The sequence below is a fragment of the Aeromonas sp. SE22 genome (genome assembly GCF_038739755.1).
Taxonomy (GTDB): domain Bacteria; phylum Pseudomonadota; class Gammaproteobacteria; order Enterobacterales; family Aeromonadaceae; genus Aeromonas; species Aeromonas jandaei.
The window spans coordinates 392,383-412,380 of the sequence record NZ_JBCGFD010000003.1; the positions used below are offsets into that span (position 1 = coordinate 392,383).

15 protein-coding genes are annotated in these 19,998 nt (G+C 60.9%); 6 read left to right on the plus strand and 9 right to left on the minus strand.

The genetic code is table 11. The features are described from left to right. Positions 1 to 147 precede the first annotated feature (147 nt). Complete coding sequence (dapB, locus tag AAHA39_RS08755) at positions 148 to 960, plus strand: 4-hydroxy-tetrahydrodipicolinate reductase (protein ID WP_320656181.1); 813 nt, start codon at positions 148 to 150, stop codon at positions 958 to 960. 230 nt (positions 961 to 1,190) lie between these two features. Here the strand turns inward: dapB and AAHA39_RS08760 are convergent, their stop codons facing one another. Then, on the minus strand, positions 1,191 to 1,559 hold the full coding sequence (locus AAHA39_RS08760; RefSeq protein ID WP_320656180.1) for a hypothetical protein: 369 nt from the start codon (positions 1,557 to 1,559) through the stop codon (positions 1,191 to 1,193). A 67-nt stretch (positions 1,560 to 1,626) separates the two neighbouring features. Between AAHA39_RS08760 and carA the strand changes: the two genes are divergently transcribed. After that, positions 1,627 to 2,763: a glutamine-hydrolyzing carbamoyl-phosphate synthase small subunit gene (gene carA / locus AAHA39_RS08765; RefSeq protein ID WP_320656179.1), complete on the plus strand. Its 1,137-nt coding sequence runs from the start codon at positions 1,627 to 1,629 to the stop codon at positions 2,761 to 2,763. A 20-nt stretch (positions 2,764 to 2,783) separates the two neighbouring features. After that, positions 2,784 to 6,008: a carbamoyl-phosphate synthase large subunit gene (carB, locus tag AAHA39_RS08770; protein WP_033113583.1), complete on the plus strand. Its 3,225-nt coding sequence runs from the start codon at positions 2,784 to 2,786 to the stop codon at positions 6,006 to 6,008. A 124-nt stretch (positions 6,009 to 6,132) separates the two neighbouring features. Here carB and AAHA39_RS08775 read toward each other — a convergent pair whose 3' ends face one another. Further along, positions 6,133 to 7,167: a sterol desaturase family protein gene (locus AAHA39_RS08775; protein ID WP_320656200.1), complete on the minus strand. Its 1,035-nt coding sequence runs from the start codon at positions 7,165 to 7,167 to the stop codon at positions 6,133 to 6,135. A 257-nt stretch (positions 7,168 to 7,424) separates the two neighbouring features. On the opposite strand from AAHA39_RS08775, the gene AAHA39_RS08780 reads away from it, so the two are divergent. Continuing rightward, positions 7,425 to 8,606 carry a DUF1615 domain-containing protein gene (locus tag AAHA39_RS08780; RefSeq protein ID WP_320656178.1) on the plus strand — a complete coding sequence of 394 codons (1,182 nt, stop codon included), beginning with the start codon at positions 7,425 to 7,427 and terminating at the stop codon, positions 8,604 to 8,606. 411 nt (positions 8,607 to 9,017) lie between these two features. Beyond that, positions 9,018 to 11,204, plus strand: a complete 2,187-nt coding sequence (katG, locus tag AAHA39_RS08785; protein WP_320656177.1) for a catalase/peroxidase HPI — start codon at positions 9,018 to 9,020, stop codon at positions 11,202 to 11,204. Between the two features lie 342 nt (positions 11,205 to 11,546). Here katG and AAHA39_RS08790 read toward each other — a convergent pair whose 3' ends face one another. Beyond that, on the minus strand, positions 11,547 to 12,467 hold the full coding sequence (locus AAHA39_RS08790) for a hypothetical protein (protein WP_320656199.1): 921 nt from the start codon (positions 12,465 to 12,467) through the stop codon (positions 11,547 to 11,549). 253 nt (positions 12,468 to 12,720) lie between these two features. On the opposite strand from AAHA39_RS08790, the gene AAHA39_RS08795 reads away from it, so the two are divergent. Further along, positions 12,721 to 13,596, plus strand: coding sequence for a flagellar protein MotY (locus tag AAHA39_RS08795; protein ID WP_320656176.1), 876 nt, complete (start codon positions 12,721 to 12,723; stop codon positions 13,594 to 13,596). An 86-nt stretch (positions 13,597 to 13,682) separates the two neighbouring features. On the opposite strand, the gene gloA is transcribed toward AAHA39_RS08795, so the two are convergent. From gloA to rsxC, 6 genes are read right to left on the minus strand one after another with little or no spacing between them, the layout of a single operon-like run. Then, positions 13,683 to 14,096, minus strand: a complete 414-nt coding sequence (gloA, locus tag AAHA39_RS08800) for a lactoylglutathione lyase (protein WP_005337610.1) — start codon at positions 14,094 to 14,096, stop codon at positions 13,683 to 13,685. A 56-nt stretch (positions 14,097 to 14,152) separates the two neighbouring features. Next, positions 14,153 to 14,794 carry an endonuclease III gene (gene nth, locus AAHA39_RS08805; RefSeq protein ID WP_071911139.1) on the minus strand — a complete coding sequence of 214 codons (642 nt, stop codon included), beginning with the start codon at positions 14,792 to 14,794 and terminating at the stop codon, positions 14,153 to 14,155. A 16-nt stretch (positions 14,795 to 14,810) separates the two neighbouring features. After that, positions 14,811 to 15,572 (minus strand): electron transport complex subunit E, encoded by a 762-nt coding sequence (locus AAHA39_RS08810; protein WP_378007165.1) that lies wholly within the window; start codon positions 15,570 to 15,572, stop codon positions 14,811 to 14,813. Positions 15,573 to 15,590: 18 nt separating this feature from the next. Beyond that, on the minus strand, positions 15,591 to 16,223 hold the full coding sequence (gene rsxG / locus AAHA39_RS08815) for an electron transport complex subunit RsxG (protein WP_033113576.1): 633 nt from the start codon (positions 16,221 to 16,223) through the stop codon (positions 15,591 to 15,593). A gap of 43 nt (positions 16,224 to 16,266) precedes the next feature. Further along, complete coding sequence (gene rsxD / locus AAHA39_RS08820; RefSeq protein WP_185226907.1) at positions 16,267 to 17,319, minus strand: electron transport complex subunit RsxD; 1,053 nt, start codon at positions 17,317 to 17,319, stop codon at positions 16,267 to 16,269. A 44-nt stretch (positions 17,320 to 17,363) separates the two neighbouring features. Then, complete coding sequence (rsxC, locus tag AAHA39_RS08825; RefSeq protein ID WP_320656175.1) at positions 17,364 to 19,997, minus strand: electron transport complex subunit RsxC; 2,634 nt, start codon at positions 19,995 to 19,997, stop codon at positions 17,364 to 17,366. Between the last annotated feature and the right edge of the window lies 1 nt (position 19,998).

Consider the following 19,998-nt stretch of genomic DNA (forward strand, 5'->3'; position numbering starts at 1 on the left):
CTGATTAAATCCGTTAAATATTCGGATTTAAAAGAAAAGTCTGTCTATTTGTCGGAGTGGTCTGCTGGCGCACGGCGGGCTTTTCAAAGCAGACGCAGGCTGGTAAAACGGTCTCTTTCCATAATTAAAAGAGATGAGAGGGTGGAGATGGACAATCCGATCCGTGTGGCCGTGATGGGCTGTAATGGTCGTATGGGCAAGGTGCTGCTGGAGGCGGTCACCAACACCGAAGGGGTGGTGGTTGGCGCTGCGCTGGAGCGGCCGGGGTCGGCGGTGATCGGTCTGGATGCGGGCGATCTCAACGGGCTGGGTCATCTGGGTGTGGCGATTAGCGACAGCCTCGACAAGGTGCGTGACCAGTTCGACCTTATCATCGACTTCACCCGTCCCGAGGTGACCCTGGCCAATCTGGCCTTTGCGCAGGCCCACAACAAGCAGATGGTGATTGGTACCACCGGCTTTGACGAGGCAGGTAAGGCAGCCCTTAAAGAGGCAGGCAAGCAGATCGGTATCGTGTTCGCCTCCAACTACTCGGTCGGGGTCAATCTGGTGTTCAAACTGCTGGAGCAGGCCGCCAAGGTGATGGGTGACTATACCGACATCGAGATCATCGAAGGCCACCATCGCCACAAGGTGGATGCGCCGTCCGGTACCGCCCTCTCCATGGGCGAGGTGGTTGCCAAGACGCTGGGCCGGGATCTGAAAGAGTGCGCCGTCTATGGCCGCGAGGGGATCACCGGCGAGAGGGACCGCAATACTATCGGCTTTGCCACCATCCGCGCCGGCGATCTGGTGGGTGAGCACACCGTCATGTTTGCTGACATCGGCGAGCGGGTGGAGATCAGCCACAAGGCCTCCAGCCGCCTTACCTTTGCCAACGGTGCAGTGCGCGCCGGCAAGTGGCTGCGCCAGCAGGGCGCCGGTCTTTATGATATGCAGGATGTGCTCAATCTGAAGTGATTCTTCCGCTTTCTTCTGTCTGATTATCCTGTCTGACCAAACCCCGGCTTGCCGGGGTTTTTGCTGTTTGCTGAGCAAAAAGTTACATAAATGCTGGTTAGCATGCTTCTTTTGATTCAGTCAGGCAAAAATAGTCATTTCATTTTTCCCACTCCTTTTGTTGCCTTGAAATGTCATCACAAGGTAACAATCTTTGATGCGTTTACGGCGTCCGCAGCCATTTTTTCACATCACTTCAAATAGACTAAAAATTCAAACACAGAAAAACGTTTGCTGTTTTTTGTGTCAACAAAACTACACGCAAAAGGCACAAATTTGCACTTTGGTTGTTCTTGTGGTGTTTTTAGTTCTTTGTTTTTAAAGGGATTAAAATTCAGTCTCGTCTGTTTTGTCGTGGTTTGTGAGGGTTTTTGGTCTGGTTTCAAATTTTCTTTTGCTGCAGGGGCTTGAAAAGCAATTGAGTGCATAGATAATGGGTAATGTTGCTTTTTTATTGAATTTAGATGCATTCCGTCTGAGAAAAGACGTTGAAATGCCACTTTTTTTAAGTAGAATGCGCCCAATTTGCCAGAAATCTGCCGGGTTCGAGTCCTGTCCATGGCCGGAACCGAGCCCGCAACACCCAGGTAAATTGCTGAATTTAAAGCTAAATAACTGGAGGTTGTCTTGAATCACACTGCATTGCTAGTGCTGGAAGATGGAACTGTATTCAAAGGCGTGTCGATAGGCGCCGAGGGATGTTCCGTTGGTGAAGTGGTTTTCAATACGTCGATGACGGGCTATCAGGAAATCCTCACCGATCCCTCTTATTCCCGTCAGATAGTCACCCTCACTTACCCCCATATAGGCAACACCGGCACCAACAGCGAAGATGAAGAGTCCAGTCAAATCCATGCTCAGGGATTGATCATCCGGGACCTTCCGATACTTGCCTCCAATTTCCGCAATCAGCAATCCCTCTCCGAATACCTCAAGTCTCACAACATCGTTGGCATCGCCGACATCGACACCCGCAAACTGACCCGCATCCTGCGCGAGAAAGGCGCCCAGGCTGGCTGCATTCTGGCCGGCAAACAGGTTGATGAGGCCTATGCCCTCGAACAGGCCCGCGCCTTCCCCGGTCTGAAGGGGATGGATCTGGCCAAAGAGGTGACGGTTGGTGAGGCGTACAACTGGACCGAAGGCAGCTGGCAGCTTGGCAAGGGGCACGTCACCCCGGCTGCCGACCAGCTTAAATACCACGTGGTGGCCTACGACTTCGGCGTCAAGCGCAACATCCTGCGGATGCTGGTTGACCGTGGCTGCCGCCTGACCGTAGTGCCGGCCAAGACTCCGGCTGCCGAGGTACTGGCGCTGAATCCGGATGGCATCTTCCTCTCCAACGGCCCCGGCGACCCCGAGCCGTGCGACTACGCCATCGAAGCCATCAAGACCTTCCTTAATACCAACACGCCGGTGTTCGGTATCTGTCTGGGCCACCAGCTGCTGGGTCTGGCCTCCGGCGCCAAGACCGTCAAGATGAAGTTTGGCCACCACGGTGCCAACCACCCGGTCAAGAGCCTCGATGACAACACAGTGATGATCACCGCCCAGAACCACGGTTTTGCGGTAGATGAGAACAGCCTGCCGGATTGCCTGCGCGCCACCCACGTTTCACTGTTCGACGGGTCGCTGCAAGGCATCCATCGCACCGACCGTCCGGCCTTCAGCTTCCAGGGTCACCCCGAGGCGAGCCCGGGCCCGCACGATTGTGCCGGTCTCTTTGACCACTTTATTGAATTGATTAAGCAGTATCGCGCCTAAGGAATAGAGGAAAGAGTTTCATGCCAAAACGTAACGACCTTCAGAGCATCCTGATCCTCGGCGCCGGCCCCATCGTCATCGGCCAGGCCTGCGAATTTGACTACTCCGGCGCCCAGGCGTGCAAAGCCCTGCGCGAGGAGGGTTACCGCGTCATTCTGGTCAACTCCAACCCGGCCACCATCATGACCGACCCGGAGATGGCGGACGCCACCTACATCGAGCCCATCACCTGGGAAGTGGTACGCGAAATCATCAAGAAAGAGCGCCCGGACGCCATCCTGCCCACCATGGGCGGCCAGACTGCGCTCAACTGCGCACTGGCGCTGGAGAAGCATGGCGTGCTGGCCGAGTTCGGTGTCGAGATGATCGGTGCCACCGCTGATGCCATCGACAAGGCTGAAGACCGCTCCCGCTTTGACAAGGCAATGCGCAGCATTGGCCTCGAGTGCCCGCGTGCCGGCATCGCCCACAACATGGAAGAGGCGTGGGGCGTGCAGCAGATGGTCGGCTTCCCCTGCATCATCCGCCCCTCCTTCACCATGGGCGGCTCCGGCGGCGGCATCGCCTACAACACCGAAGAGTTCGTCGAGATCTGCGAGCGCGGTCTGGATCTCTCTCCGACCAAAGAGCTGCTCATCGACGAGTCGCTGATTGGCTGGAAAGAGTACGAGATGGAGGTGGTGCGGGATCGCAACGACAACTGCATCATCGTCTGCGCCATCGAAAACTTCGACCCCATGGGTATCCACACCGGTGATTCCATCACGGTCGCGCCAGCCCAGACGCTGACCGACAAGGAGTACCAGCTGATGCGCAACGCCTCCATGGCGGTGCTGCGCGAGATCGGCGTCGAGACCGGCGGCTCCAACGTCCAGTTCGGTATCAACCCGAAAGATGGCCGCATGGTCATCATCGAGATGAACCCGCGGGTGTCGCGCTCCTCCGCGCTGGCCTCCAAGGCGACCGGTTTCCCCATCGCCAAAATTGCCGCCAAGCTCGCCATCGGTTACACCCTGGACGAGCTGATGAACGACATCACCGGCGGTCGTACTCCGGCCTCCTTCGAGCCGGCCATCGACTACGTGGTGACCAAGGTGCCACGCTTCAACTTCGAGAAGTTCGCCGGTGCCAACGACCGTCTGACGACCCAGATGAAGTCGGTTGGTGAAGTGATGGCCATCGGCCGCAACTTCCAGGAGTCCCTGCACAAGGCTCTGCGCGGTCTCGAGACCGGCAAGGCGGGCTTCGACCCCATGGTGGATCTGAACGCCCCGGACTCCCTGACCCGCATCCGTCACGAGCTGCAGGATGCCGGTGCCGAGCGTATCTTCTACATCGCCGACGCCTTCCGCGCAGGCCTCTCCATGGACGGCATCTTCAAGCTGACCAAGATTGACCCCTGGTTCCTGGTGCAGATTGAAGAGCTGGTGAAGCTGGAAGAAGAGGTGAAAGAGCGCGGCATGGCGGGTCTCGATGCCGACTTCCTGCGCGCCCTCAAGCGCAAGGGTTTTGCCGATGCCCGTCTGGCCAAGATCCTCGGTGTGGCCGAAGGGGAAGTGCGCAAGCTGCGTGCCCGCCACAACATCTTCCCGGTCTACAAGCGGGTCGATACCTGCGCCGCCGAGTTTGCCACCAACACCGCCTACATGTACTCCAGCTATGACGAGGAGTGCGAGGCCAACCCCACCGACCGCGACAAGATCATGGTCATCGGTGGCGGCCCGAACCGTATCGGTCAGGGCATCGAGTTTGACTACTGCTGTGTACACGCGGCGCTGGCCCTGCGCGAAGACGGTTACGAGACCATCATGGTCAACTGCAACCCGGAGACCGTCTCCACCGATTACGACACCTCGGATCGCCTCTACTTCGAGCCGGTGACCCTGGAAGATGTGCTGGAAATCGTGCGCATCGAGAAACCCAAGGGCGTGATTGTCCAGTACGGTGGCCAGACCCCGCTGAAACTGGCCCGCGCACTGGAAGCCAACGGCGTGCCGATTATCGGTACCAGCCCGGATGCCATCGACCGCGCCGAAGACCGCGAGCGCTTCCAGTCTGCCGTCGAGCGCCTCGGTCTCAAGCAGCCGGAAAACGGCACCGTCACCGCGCTGGAGCAGGCGGTCGTGGTGGCCGAGCGCATCACCTACCCGCTGGTGGTTCGCCCCTCCTACGTGCTGGGTGGCCGCGCCATGGAGATCGTCTACGACGAGACCGACCTGCGTCGCTACTTCGCCGAGGCGGTGAGCGTCTCCAACGAATCGCCGGTACTGCTGGATCGCTTCCTGGACGATGCGACCGAGCTGGACGTGGATGCCATCTGCGACGGCACCGATGTGGTCATCGGCGGCATCATGGAGCACATCGAGCAGGCCGGTATTCACTCCGGTGACTCCGGTTGCTCCCTGCCGCCCTACACCCTGTCCAAAAAGATTCAGGACGAGATCCGCGAGCAGGTGCGCAAGCTGGCGCTGGAGCTCGGCGTTATCGGCCTGATGAACGTACAGTTCGCGGTCAAGGGCAATGACATCTACCTCATCGAGGTGAACCCGCGTGCCGCCCGTACCGTGCCGTTCGTCTCCAAGGCGACCGGTGCGCCTCTGGCCAAGATTGCCGCCCGCGTGATGGCCGGTCAGAGCCTGAAAGAGCAGGGCTTTACCAAAGAGATCATCCCGCCCTACTACTCGGTGAAAGAGGTGGTGCTGCCGTTCGCCAAGTTCCCGGGGGTTGACCCGCTGCTGGGGCCGGAGATGCGCTCCACCGGTGAGGTAATGGGGGTGGGCAGCAGCTTTGCCGAGGCCTATGCCAAGGCGCAGCTGGGTGCCAACCACGCCGTACCGAAAGAGGGTCGTGCCCTGCTGTCTGTTCGTCACAGCGACAAGGCACAGGTGGTCGATTTGGCCGCCAAGCTGCTGGAGCTGGGTTACGAGCTCGACGCCACCCACGGCACTGCTGTCGCGCTGGGCGAGGCGAGCATCAACCCGCGTCTGGTCAACAAGGTGCACGAAGGTCGCCCGCACATTCTCGACCGCATCAAGAATGGCGAGTACACCTACATCGTCAACACCGCCGAAGGGCGGGTGGCCATCGAGGACTCCAAGCAGCTGCGCCGCGCCGCCCTGCAGAACAAGGTGGCGTATACCACCACCATGAACGAGGCATTCGCGACCTGCATGGCCATCAGCGTGGATGCCACTGCCAGCGTCAACTCGGTGCAGGAGTTGCACGAGCGGGTGAACAACCGCTAACACTCTGCGAGCGAGCCACACTCGCATCGCCTATGTGACAAGCCCCCGCCAGCAATGGCGGGGGCTTTTTTATAACGACGGGTTGGGTGCTGCGAAGCGCGGACTTATCGGGCGAAGAGCGTAACTACCGTAAATCAGGCTGCGGCTTACGGCTGCGAGGACGGGGCAGGGCATGCCACAGCTTGCGGGCCGTGACCAGAAAGGGGCGCAGGATCAGCGCGCCCAGGCGGCTGTAGCGCACATTGTCTTTCGGGCCGACCCCGAAGGTGAGGGGCTCTGGCTGGTGGCTGGTGACGTAAAGAGTGCCGAACCACCAGTCCCACAGTGACAGGTTGATACCGAAGTTGTGGTTGAAGTGGCGGGGATCCCGGCTGTGGTGGATCTGGTGCTGGGCCGGGCTGTTGAAGATATGCTCCAGCCGCGGGCCAAACGACAGCCAGATATGGCTATGGCGCAAATTGGCGGCCAGCGAGTTGAAGATCAGCACCAGATAGCCCACCCCAAACAGGGTATAGGGGCGCACGGAGCCGCCGCACAGCCAGTAGAAAGCACCGGAGTAGAGGGCGAGCGCGCTCCCCTTGAGCAGGATTTCTGAGAGCTTTTCCACCAGATGAATGCGGCTGGCAGTCGGTGGCACCAGCACGGTGGCACTGTGGTGCACCTTGTGAAACTCCCACAGCCAGCGGCTGTGAAAGAGACGGTGCAGCCAGTAGTGGACGAAATCGCTGACCAGAAATACCCCGAGACCATAAAGCATCATCAGCCAGCTCGCCTCGGCCAGACAGGGGCGCTCACCCCACAGACGGGTGAGCGCGGAGGTAATATCCGTTGCCTGAAAAAGCCAGGGGTTGAGCAGAGTCAGGATCGGCACGATCAGGGCCACATGGAGCAGGGCGCGCACCAGATAATACTGATAATCGAGCAGGGCTGAGGGATGCAGCCAGATAGCACGGCCACCGAGAAACCGGGCGAAACTGCCCGCTGCGGGGCCTTGCTGGCGCCGGCGCATACGGTAGAGGAGGTAGGCAATGAGACCGGATATCAGCAGAAAGGGGAGTCCAAGCCGCCCGTTGAAGTCAAACAGTCCGGTCAGGCAGTGCCAGATCGGAGTGAGCAGCCACTGCTGCACGTAAGCAAAGAGATGGGCGAGCGTATCCATAGGGTCCATACCGTGAGCATCCTGGCGGCGGCATTCTAAATGTAAACAACTCTCGATAAAAGCCCATACCTGTTATCGGGTCATACCTGTTATCGGGTCATATATGGGGGCGCTCCTGTTGCGGCAACCCCTGTCTGGTCAGGGAGAGGGGGGAGGCGATGGGACTTTAGCCTTGTGGATCAATTCTCTACAATGAGCCATCATGTGTGCGCCCGCCGCCGGGCGGGTTTGCCTCCAGCCTCAGTACCGGATATCCGATGACGCTCTCTCTCTTTTCTGTTTCCCCCGCCATGCGTACGCTGGCGCTGCTGCTCCCCTTGCTGCTGGCCGGTTGTGCCAGCGATCCCGCTTCTGTCCCGGCGCCTGGCGACACAACTGGCGCGACAGTGCCCGCCAAAAAGGCGACCCCGCCAGCCATGCAGCCGCGCAAGCCGGCGGATATGAAGAGCCGCATCGTGAGGTTTTTGCCCCGCCATGTGGTCGACAAGCAGGGGTGGGCCAACGATGTGGTGACGGCGCTCACTACCCAGGGGGTGACAGTCAACGATCACAACGTCTGTACGGTGCTGGCGGTAGCGGAGCAGGAGGCGACCTATCAGGCCGACCCCGTGGTGCCGGGCCTTGGCAAGATCGCCTGGAAGGAGATCAACTCGCGGGCGGCCAAGCTGCTGATCCCCGAGTTTATGGTGCGGGCCGCGCTCTCCATCAACTCGCCGACCGGCAAGAGCTATGCCGAGCGCATCGATGCGCTTCGCACCGAGCGGGAGATGAGCGAAATTTTCGAGGACATGATCAGCATGCTGCCGATGGGCAAGACCCTGTTTGGCAACATGAACCCGGTCCATACCGGCGGCCCGATGCAGGTGAGCATCGCCTTTGCCGAGGCCAATACCCGTGGTTATCCCTATCCGGTCAAGGAGTCCATCCGCCACGAAGTCTTTACCCGTCGCGGTGGTATCTGGTTTGGTACCAAACATATCTTCGGCTATGAAGCGGAGTATCCCGATACCCTCTACCGTTTCGCCGACTTCAACGCCGGCTGGTATGCCAGTCGCAACGCCGCCTTTCAGGCCGCTGTCAGCCGTTTGAGCGGTACCACGTTGGCTTTGGATGGCGATCTGATCCGCTATGACTCCGACCTGCCGGGCAAGACGGAACTCGCGGTCTATACCATCGCCAGCCGGATCAACATGAGTCAGCAGGCGATCCATCAGAGCCTCAAACTCGGCGATACTGCCGAATTTGGCCAGAGCGACCTCTATCATCGCGTGTTCACGCTGGCAGACCAGAAAGCGGGCAAGCGGTTGCCCCGCGCCATCCTGCCGGGCATTCAGCTGAAAAGCCCCAAGATCACCCGCAACCTCACCACCGCCTGGTTTGCCAAGCGGGTGGATGACAGGGAGCAGCGCTGCGTGCGGCAGATGGCGACCATTCGCTAAGAAACACAACAAGGGCGGCCAATTGGCCGCCCTTGTTGTTTTCGCTGTTTACCGCTCTTCAGCTTGCCGCGTGATGATCTATTGGCATTTCGGACCACTCTGCTGAGCATGGCCACCTCATGAGGTACGGGACGCCTCACAGGTGTGAAGTCCATTTCAACGCTGTCGGCTGGTGTGTAATGGCCACATGTTAACAGTGGGTTCAACAAGCTTGTGTGATCTATGACGCTACTACTCTGCCCGCGCCTGCATTGTTCTGTTTGTTACCCGGTGACGAGATAGTTCAATCGTAAAACCAGATTGAATTGAACTTTTTTATTCGGTTTTTTAAGTGGGTGGTGGGGGGTAGGCTAGTCTCAACTGCGAAGCGAAGGGTTTCGCCGTCATTATGACCACAATGAGGATCTGAAGATGGACAAACACGCTAGCGGGGCCGGTCAGTGCCCCTTTGCCCACGGTGCCAATACCTCTGCCAGCCAGGAGCATCAAGTCTGGTGGCCCAATGCCCTCAACCTCGATATCCTGCATCAGCATGACCGCAAGACCAATCCGATGGATGAGACTTTCGATTATGCCGACGCCTTCAACAGCCTCGATTACGATGCCCTCAAGGCCGATCTGCATGCCCTGATGACCGACAGCCAGCCCTGGTGGCCGGCCGACTGGGGCCACTACGGCGGCCTGATGATCCGCATGGCCTGGCACTCCGCCGGCAGCTATCGCGCTACCGACGGCCGCGGCGGTGCCAACACCGGCAACCAGCGCTTCGCCCCCCTCAACAGCTGGCCAGACAACGGCAACCTCGACAAGGCCCGCCGTCTGCTGTGGCCGATCAAACAGAAGTACGGCAACAAGATCTCCTGGGCTGACCTGATGATCCTGGCGGGCAACGTCGCCTATGAATCCATGGGGCTCAAGACCTTCGGCTTTGCCGGTGGCCGCGAGGACATCTGGCATCCGGAAAAAGATGTCTATTGGGGTTCCGAGAAGGAGTGGCTGGCACCGAGCGGCAGTGAAGGGAGCCGTTACAGTGGCGAACGGGATCTGGAGAACCCGCTGGCGGCGGTGATGATGGGGCTGATTTACGTCAACCCGGAAGGGGTGGATGGCAACCCGGATCCCCTGAAAACCGCCCACGACATGCGCGTCACCTTTGCCCGCATGGGGATGAATGACGAAGAGACCGTCGCCCTGACCGCCGGTGGTCACACCGTCGGCAAGGCTCACGGCAACGGTAGCGCAGCCAAACTGGGGCCAGCCCCGGAAGGGGCCGATGTGCACGAGCAGGGACTGGGCTGGATCAACCACGAGAGCCGCGGTATCGGCCGCGATACGGTGACCAGCGGCCTTGAAGGGGCCTGGACCAGCAACCCGACCCGCTGGGACAACGGCTACTTCAAGATGCTGCTGGGCCACGACTGGTGGCTCAAGAAGAGCCCGGCCGGTGCCTGGCAGTGGGAGCCCGTCGCCATCAAGGAGGAAGATCGCCCGGTGGACGTGGAAGACCCCTCCATCCGCTGCAATCCCATCATGACCGATGCGGACATGGCGCTGCGTTTTGACCCCGTCTATCGGGAGATCTCCGAGCGCTTTGCCGCGGATCAAGCGCTCTTCTCCGACGCCTTTGCCCGCGCCTGGTTCAAGCTGACCCACCGCGACATGGGGCCGCGCAGCCGCTATCTGGGGCCGGAAGTGCCAGGCGAAGTCATGGTATGGCAGGATCCGGTTCCGGCGGTGGATTACCAGCTCTCCGACAAGGAAGTGAGCGAGCTCAAGGCCAAGCTGCTGACCTGCGGCGTGGCGCCAGCCGATTTGATCGCTACCGCGTGGGACAGCGCCCGCACCTTCCGCGGCTCCGATTATCGTGGCGGTGCCAACGGTGCCCGCATTCGCCTCGCGCCGATGAAAGAGTGGGAAGGCAACGAACCGGCTCGCCTCGAGAAGGTGCTCAACGCCCTGATCGCCCTGCAGGCCACCCTGAGCAAGCCGGTCAGCATTGCCGACCTGATTGTGCTGGGCGGCAGCGCGGCGGTGGAGCAGGCGGCCAAGCTGGCCGGCGTTGATATCGTCGTCCCCTTTGCGCCGGGCCGCGGCGATGCCAGCGCCGAGCAGACCGATGCCGAGTCGTTCGCCTTCCTCGAGCCAGTGCACGATGGTTTCCGCAACTGGCAGAAGGGGCACTACAAGGTGCAGCCGGAGGAGATGCTGCTCGACCGTGCCCAGTTGCTGGGGCTTACCGCCCGCGAGATGACAGTGCTGGTCGGCGGGTTGCGGGTGCTTGGCACCAACCACGGCGGGTCGGCCCACGGTGTCTTTACCGACCGGGTCGGGGTGCTCAGCAACGACTTCTTCGTCAACCTGACCGACATGGCCTATAGCTGGCAGCCGACTGGCCGCAACAGCTACCAGATCGTAGATCGTCAGAGCGGCGCGGTGAAGTGGACTGCCACCCGGGTTGATCTGGTGTTTGGCTCCAACTCGGTACTGCGTGCCTACGCCGAGGTCTATGCCCAGCAAGATGGCAAGGAGAAGTTCGTCCGCGACTTCGTCAAGGCCTGGGTCAAGGTGATGAACAACGACCGTTTCGATCTGAAATAAGTCGCTTCAACCTGCATGAGAACGCCAGCCGCAAGGCTGGCGTTTTTATTGGCGGCAACAGAGAGAGTGAAAAGGGGCATTTTGTGGCCCGATCACCCTTTGTCATCAGATCGGAGGGGAGGTTTGTCAGCCCTTTCGAGCGGATGAAGGCCGCTTTGCTCTTTGGGTCGCTCCCTTGCAGGCTGAATAGCGCGGAATTAATAAACACTTTACTTTATTAATTCGGCGTCATCCGGGTGGTTGCCACATCCCAAATAGCGCCACTGGCGGTACATATGGCCGGGAACCCGCCCGGAAAAGGCTGCCCGATCTCTCTTTTATCCCACGCATATCCCGCTCAGCTCAGAAGCTCATGGCCAGTCCGACCGAATAACCGCGGGTGTTGTTGCTGAACATATAGCGGGCGACCAGTCGGGTGCGGCTGACGATGATGTGGTACTTGCTGCTGTCTATCTCAAGGCCGAGCCCCAGCGAGTTGAGGGCATTGAAGCCGAGCAGGCCACGCTGCTCGCCGAGGTATTCGGTGCGCGCCCCCTCCATCACATAGCGCAGCGGGCGATCGAGCAGGGTCCAGTCAAACAGCGGCGCCCGGCGGCGCAGATAGAGGCCGAGGTTCTCCGCCTCGGCGCTGCCACGCACACTCTCCGAGGTATTGCCGAAGCTCTGCAGGTGCTGGTAGGAGTAACGCAGCTCGGCATCGATATCCTGAGTTTTGGAGAAGAGCTCGTAATCGACCATCAGCGAGCCACCCAGCCCGTACATATTGAGCTGGCCGTTCTCGAGAAAGTCGAGGGAGTAGCCTTTGGTACGATCGAGCAGCCAGTTGCCGATGCGAATATCGCTGGCCATGGTGCCCAGCGAGACATTGGCGATGGGGCGCAGTACCCAGTGGCCGCCCTGTTTATCCCTGTGCAGGGAGATATCCCAGCCAACGCCGCCCGAGGCGGTGGCACTGTTCCAGTGGGTGGGGATGGTGCGGCTCTCGCTGCCGTTGCTCATGACAAACTGGGGATCGTAGCGGCTAAAGCCGAGGGCTCCTTCCAGATAGATAGGGAACGATTCGCTCATGGTCGCGCCACCGCCCAGCTGGGCCATGCTGAGGGCGGCCGACTGGCCACTGCCGCTGCCGAGGGAGAGATCGCTGGCGGTGATATCCGGCACCACGGTAAAGCTCATCAGGGAGAGCACGGCATTGGCGCGCTCTTGCGCCCACTCTTCATCCTGGGTTGCGCTCTGGGCGGCGTTGCCGAGCATGGCCAGCATAAGGGGCCACAAGGTCGGGAAGGGTCTGAACATGCGTCTTGCTCCTGCACGGCGACATCCTGTCACTCTGGCTCTACTGTAGCGAGATCCGCCGCCGTTGGCGCGCATCAGATGCTGCGATTGCCACTGCTATCCCGATTTTTTTCAACAGAGGCAAGGGGTTGCCGCCAGCGGCAGCCCTTTGCAGTTTTGCCGCTAAAGGTTGCCTGTCCGCGGCCGATACTCCATATGAGATCGTGTGGAGGACAAGCCGTTGGACGCTTGGAAGTTGGGGTTGATCAGCATATCGGTGAGTATGCAGGTACAGGCTGGGGTGACCGAATTCGGTGCCGGTCTGGATCAATCCGTCTGGCGTTTGACCTCCGATACCCAGATAGAGTGCCGCCTCGAGCACCCGATCCCGAACTGGGGCTCGGGGGCCTTTGTCAGCCGCGCCGGGCGCAAGATCAATCTCGATTTCGAGCTCAAGGGCAAACGGCCACAGGCCAGAACCGAGACGGTGAGCCTTGGCATCATGCCGCCGGTATGGCGTCCCGGCATCGCCGGACGGGAAGTGAGCCAGCTCCACTTCTATCAGCAGTTTGATGGACTGGTTGAGGGACAGACCGCCTGGACCATGCTCGACGAGCTGGAGGGGGGCAACATGCCCACTTTCCAGTACCGGGACTGGTATCGCCAGAACCGGCCGGTGCGGGTGTCGCTCTCGTCGGTCAACTTCCGGGTTAAATATCAGGCGTTCCTTGACTGTCAGAGCGGGCTGCTGCCCTACAGCTTCAACGATATCGCCTTTAGCGTGCTCACCTACGACAAGAACAGCGATCAGCTATCCATCTCATCCAAACGACGGCTGGCGATGATCGGCGAATATATCAAGGCGGACAAGAGCATCGATGTGGTGGTGATCGACGCTTACAGCGACAGCTACGGTGGGCGCTGGACCAACCAGAAACTCTCGGAAAAGCGGGCTGATGCCATCAAAAAGGTGTTCGTCGATCTGGGGCTCGATCCCGGCAAGATCTCGGTGGAGGGGCATGGCGAGAAGCAGCACGTTGCCTCCAACGAAACCGAGCAGGGGCGTGCCAAGAACCGGCGGGTGGTTATCAGCATGGGGCGCAACGGCGAGATCTAGCCCGGCAGCCCAAGCAGACAAGCATAAAAAAGAGCGCCAGCGCGCTCTTTTTTGATCCTGCCATCGGGCGTTTTTACCCGGGCCGCTTAGAAGCTGTCGCCAAGGCCGGTGCCGGCATCTTTCTTGGCGATCAGTTCAATCTTGTAACCGTCCGGATCTTCGACGAAGGCGATCACGGTGGTGCCGCCCTTGACCGGGCCCGGCTCGCGGGTGATCTTGGCACCGGCGGCGCGCAGCGCTTCGCAGGTGGCGTAGATGTCGTCCGCTTCCAGCGCGATATGGCCGTAGGCGGAGCCCAGTTCGTACTCGCTCACCCCCCAGTTGTAGGTCAGCTCAATCACCGCTTCATCTTTCTCGTCACCGTAGCCGACGAAGGCCAGGGTGTACTTGTACTCGCTGTTCTCGCTCTTGCGCAGCAGCTTCATGCCAAGGACGCGGGTGTAGAAGTCGATGGAGCGTTGCAGATCGCCGACACGCAGCATGGTATGCAGAATTCTCATTGCTCAGTTCTCCGGGTTGGTGATGTGTACTGCTTTCAATCTCGGTTGCGAGGCTATCAGCTTTCGGGATAGACCTTCTCTTTGTACTCGCACAAGTCCTCGATGATACAGGAACCACAGCGGGGCTTGCGAGCCAGACAGGTGTAACGCCCGTGCAGGATGAGCCAGTGGTGGACATCCAGCTTGAATTCGGCGGGCACCACTTTGAGCAGCTTCTCCTCCACCTGATCCACATTCTTGCCTACCGCAAAACCGGTGCGGTTCGATACCCGGAAGATATGGGTATCGACGGCGATGGTGGGCCAGCCAAAGGCGGTGTTGAGCACCACGTTGGCGGTCTTGCGGCCGACGCCCGGCAGGGCTTCCAGCGCTTCGCGATTCTCCGGCACCTCGCCGCCATGGCGCTCCAGCAGGATGGCGCAGGTCTTGATGACGTTCTCGGCCTTGGTGTTGAAGAGGCCAATGGTCTTGATGTACTCCTTGAGCCCCTCCACCCCGAGATCCAGCATCGCCTGCGGGGTGTTGGCCACCGGATAGAGCTTGTCGGTCGCCTTGTTGACGCTGACATCGGTTGCCTGCGCCGAGAGCAGCACGGCGATCAAGAGCTCGAACGGCGAGTTGAAGTTGAGCTCGGTGGTGGGGTGGGGATTGTGCTCCCGCAGTCGCTCCAGTATCTCTCTGCGTTTCTGGTTGTTCATGCAGCCTCGCGTGGTGTCATAGCTGGGTCGCCCGGGCACGGACGGGGGGCACATTGCAGTGAGCCACTGTGGTCGCCTGCTTGCGGTCACGCCACTCGTTGATGGCGTTCTTGGCGGCGATCAGCAGCCCCAGCCCGATAAAGCCGCCCGGTGGCAGAATGGCCAGCAGCAGGCTGGCATCGGCGTGGAACAGCTCGATGCGCAGGGACTTGGCCCACTCGCCCAGCAGCAGATCGGCGCCATCAAACAGGGTGCCCATGCCGATGATTTCGCGCATGGTGCCAAGCACCAGCAGCACCAGAGTAAAGCCCAGCCCCATCATCAGACCGTCGAGGGCCGCCAGCAGCGGCGGGTTCTTGGAGGCATACGCCTCGGCGCGGCCGATGATGATGCAGTTGGTGACGATGAGGGCGATAAAGATGCCGAGCGCCTGATAGAGGCCATAGGTGTAGGCGTTCATCAGCAACTGCACGCTGGTCACCAGCGAGGCGATGATCATCACGTAGACCGGAATGCGGATGTCCTTCGGCACCCAGTTGCGCACCAGCGAGATGGCGAGGTTGGAGCAGACCAGCACCGCCATGGTGGCAAGGCCGAGCCCCAGCGCATTGGTAAAGGTGGAGGAGACGGCGAGGGTAGGGCACAGACCCAGCACCTGTACCAGCGAGGGGTTGTTCTTCCACAGCCCCTGTACCATCAGCTCCTTGAGCTCGCCCTTGCGGCTTTCCAGCTCGGCGATCGGGGCGCTGCCCGTTTCAATCTGTTCCATCTGTGTCATGACGGGGTCGACTCCGGTTTATTGTGCGGCCGGACAAGCCGGGGCGTTGCTGAGCAGTTCCGGGTGCTCGTGCTGCAGTTTCAGCAGGTTTTTCACCGCCTTGACCACGGCACGGGGAGTGATGGTGGCACCGGTAAAGGCATCGAACTCGCCGCCATCCTTCTTCACTGCCCACTCCGATTCATTGTCGGCGGTCAGGGATTTGCCGGTAAAGCTGTTGATCCAGTTAGATTTTTTCAGCTCAATCTTGTCACCAAGACCGGGGGTCTCTTTGTGAGCGAGCACTCGCACCGCGCTGACGGTGCCCTTAGCATCAAAGCCCGCCACGATGCGGATGGCACCGCTGTAGCCGTCCGGCGCGATGGCCTCCAGTGCATAGCCGGTCACCACGCCATTCTTGCTGGCGGTGTAGAGGGCCTGCGGCTGATCGCTGCCCAGATACTTCCTGCTGGTCACCAGCTTGCAGCTGGTCACCAGATCGTTGTCATAGCTGCCGGCAGGCAGCAGTGCTTCCAGCGTCTGCAACTTCTCCAGCTGCTGCTGGTGGGCGATCTTGTCCTTGGTCAACTCGTTGGTCAGCACCACCAGTGCGGTGCAGCCCAGCGCGAACATGGCCAGGATCAGGCCATTCTTGCGCATGCTCTTTAACATGTCCGGGCTCCGTCAGCTGTGATGGGGAAAGAGGGCAGAAACATCATTGGCGACGGGCTCCATACACTTTCGGGCGAGTCAAGCTGTCGATAAACGGCACACAAAGGTTGGCCAGCAGCACGGCAAAGGCGAAGGCATCCGGGTAGCCGCCAAAGCGGCGAATGATGTAGACCAGCACCCCGATCAGCATGCCATAGACCAGCCGACCGCGCGGTGTGGTGCAGGCACTGACCGGGTCGGTGGCGATAAAGAAGGCCCCCAGCATGGTGGCGCCGCTAAAGAGATGGAACATCGGCGTGGCGGTGGCATCCGGGCTCATCAGGTAGCCGAGGGTCGCTGCCGCCAGCAGGGAGCCCAGAATGGCGGTCGGAATGCGCCAGTTGATCACCTTCTGTTGCAGCAGGAACAGGCCGCCCAGCAGATAGCCGAGGTTGACCCAACTCCAGCCGATGCCGCCCCAACCCTCAAACAGCGGGCCGCTCAGGATCTCGCCGGTGGTGAGCCCCTGAGTCAGGCCGGTTTTCAGGGTATCGAGCGGGGTCGCCATGGTCAGCCCATCCACCCCCTGCTTGAGCTGGGCCATGCTGTAGCCGTCGAGGCTAAAGCCGGTGAAGATGACTGACGCCGCATCGCCAAAGCCGAGGCTGTAGGCGCGCACGCTCTCCGGCGGCAGCCAGCTGGTCATCTGCACCGGGAAGGAGACCAGCAGCAGCACGTAGGCCACCATGGCCGGGTTGAACAGATTCTGGCCCAGCCCACCGTAGAGCTGCTTGGCGATGATGATGGCGAAGGCAGTGCCCACTACCATCATCCACCACGGCAACAGCGGCGGCAGGGAGAGGCCGATCAGCACGGCGGTGAGGGCGGCGCTGCCATCCATCAGGGCCGGTTTGACGGGGCGGCCCCGCAGCTTGAGCACCAGCGCTTCACTCACCAGCGCGGTTACCAGCGCAATCAGGATCTGGATAAAGGAGCCCCAGCCGAAGAACCAGGTCTGGGCCAGCAAGCCCGGCACACAGGCCAGGATCACCAGCAGCATCAGGGTTCGGGTCTGTTTGCGGTTATGGGCAAACGGCGCAGTCGCGATATTGAACATGGATTAGTGCATTACCTCGTTGTTTAACGATGGGCCAGCGAGCATCAGCGCGGCTCGGCGTCGGATGATGATCCCTCATCCGGGGTGGCCCCACTGGCCCTGGCCGCTTCAGCAGCCAGTTTTTTCGCCTTGGCGCGGGCGACGGCAGCGGCGATGGCTGCCTTCTTCGGGTCAACGCTCGCCTCGGCAACTGCCGGTTCGGCCACGGCCTCGCTCACCGGCTCGGCGAGTGCTTGCTCACCGCGAGCCCCTTCTGCTGCCTGCATTGGCTCACCCTGTTCCGCTGCCTGCTGGGCCGCCTTCTTGGCTTTGGCGCGGGCAATGGCAGCAGCAATAGCGGCCTTCTTGGGATCGACCACTTCGCTGCCCGCAGATGGTGCATCGCTTTGGGTTGCAGCCGTTTCGTGGGTGCCTGCGGTGGCAGTCAGATCGCCCTCAGCGCTGTCACCCAGCTGGGCGGCCTTCTTGGCCTTGGCCCGGGCAATGGCCGCGGCGATAGCGGCTTTCTTGGGGTCAACTGCTTCGCTGGCCGCAGATGGCGCATCGCTTTGGGTTGCAGCCGTTTCTCTGGTGCCTGCGGTTGCAGTCAGATCGCCCTCAGCGCTGTTGCCCTGCTGGGCTGCCTTTTTGGCCTTGGCCCGGGCAATGGCAGCAGCAATAGCAGCTTTTTTGGGATCGACCGCTTCGTTGGCAGCAGATGGCGCATCGCCTTGTGTGCCTGCGTCAGCTGCCGCGCTGTGATCTGCGCTTGCCGGTTCGCCATTCGCCTCAGCCTTTTTGGCTTTGGCACGGGCAATGGCGGCGGCAATCGCCGCCTTTTTCGGATCGGACTCTGCCTTTTTCGGGTCGGCGTCTGCTGCAGGCTGGCTCTCGGCCGCGCTATCTGTAGCAGGAGCATCGCCAGCCTGAGCCGCCTTTTTGGCTTTGGCACGAGCAAGAGCCGCGGCGATGGCCGCTTTTTTGGGATCGCTGGCGGGGTCAACTGTCTCGGCGGATTGCGGCGCAGCAGCTGTTTCGCTGTTTGCGCTCTCCGCCAGCTTGGCAGCGCGGCGCGCTTCCGCTTCCCGTTTGCGCGCTTCGCGGGCAGCGATCACCGCGCTGTTGTCGGGCACGCCCTCTGAGGTGGCTGCAATAGCGGTGATGGGCGCATCCTGCTTGGCCTTGATACGGGCCAGCGCGGCGGCAACGGGATCTTCCCCGCCAGCGGCAGTCATCGCCTGCCGGCGCTGGGCGGCGGCTTCGGCGTGGCGCGCTTCGCGGGCCGCTTTCTCCCGCTCGAAGCGGGCCTGCTTGGCCTCGAAACGCTGCTTGGCGCGCTCGGCTTTCTCGGCCTCGGCGCGGGCCTCGCGAATGTCATCCTTGGCGATCTTGTAGTACTGCACCAGCGGGATCTCGCTCGGGCAGACCCAGGCGCAGGCGCCGCACTCGATGCAGTCCATCAGGTTGAGCTTCTCGGCCTTGTCATACTCCTTGGCCTTGCTGTACCAGTAGAGCTCTTGCGGCAGCAGGCTGGCCGGGCAGGCATCGGCGCAGGCGCTGCAACGGATGCAGGCCTGCTCCGGGCCGGGAGCGGGTAGTTCGGCTTGCGTCGGCGCCAGCAGGCAGTTGGTCGCCTTGACCACCGGCACCATGGCGTGGGGCAGGGTAAAGCCCATCATGGGGCCCCCCATGATCACCCGCTGATCCGCTTCCGGTTGCAGCTCGAAACGCTGCAGCAGCCAGCGCACTGGTGTACCGAGGCGCACCCAGGCGTTGCCGGGTTTCTTGAAGCTGTCGCCGGTGAGGGTAACGATCCGCTCGATCAGCGGCTCGCCGTCGATAATGGCGCGCTTGATGGCAAACACGGTGGCGACGTTGAGCACCATGATGCCGATATCGACCGCGCGGCCGCCTTTGGGCACCTGACGGCCGGTCAGCAGCTCGATGGTTTGCTTGGCACCGCCCGAGGGGTACTTGGTCGGCACTGTCTTGACCAGCACATCTTCGTCGGTGGCGTGACGGGTCAGCTCGGTGATCGCCTCGGGCTTGTTATCTTCCACCCCGATCAGGGTGAGTTTCGGTTTGAGCAGGTGCTTGAGCACCCGAATGCCATCCATGATCTCGTCGGCGTATTGCTGCATCAGCCGATCGTCGGTGGTGATATAGGGTTCGCACTCCAGCCCGTTGACGATCAGGATCTCGGTGAGCTGGCCGCGGCCGTCGAGCTTGCTATGGGTGGGGAAGACGGCGCCGCCAAGACCGGCAATGCCCGCCTGCTGGATGCGCTCGAGCAGCTCGCCCCGCTCCAGATTCCAGTAATCGGGTTTGCCATCGAGCTCGCCCCACTCATCCTCGCCATCGGGGGTGAGGATGACGCAGAGATCGTCAAGCCCCGAAGGGTGAGCGACCGTGTGGTTGGCAATCTCGGTGATGGTGCCCGAGGTGGAGGCGTGCACCGGCACCACCCGCCCTCTGGCATAACGGGTCAGCGGCTGACCCTTCTTGACCTTGTCACCCACCTGCACCAGCAGGTCGCCAGCAGCGCCTGCGTGCTGGCGCACCGGAATGATCAGGCGTGGCGGCAGACCGGCTTGCTCGACCGGGCTCTGGCTCGATTGCAGTTTGTTGTCGGCGGGGTGAATACCACCGTGAAAGTCCCAGATATTCCCGGCTTTGATGCGTTCAAGTAAAGACTGCATG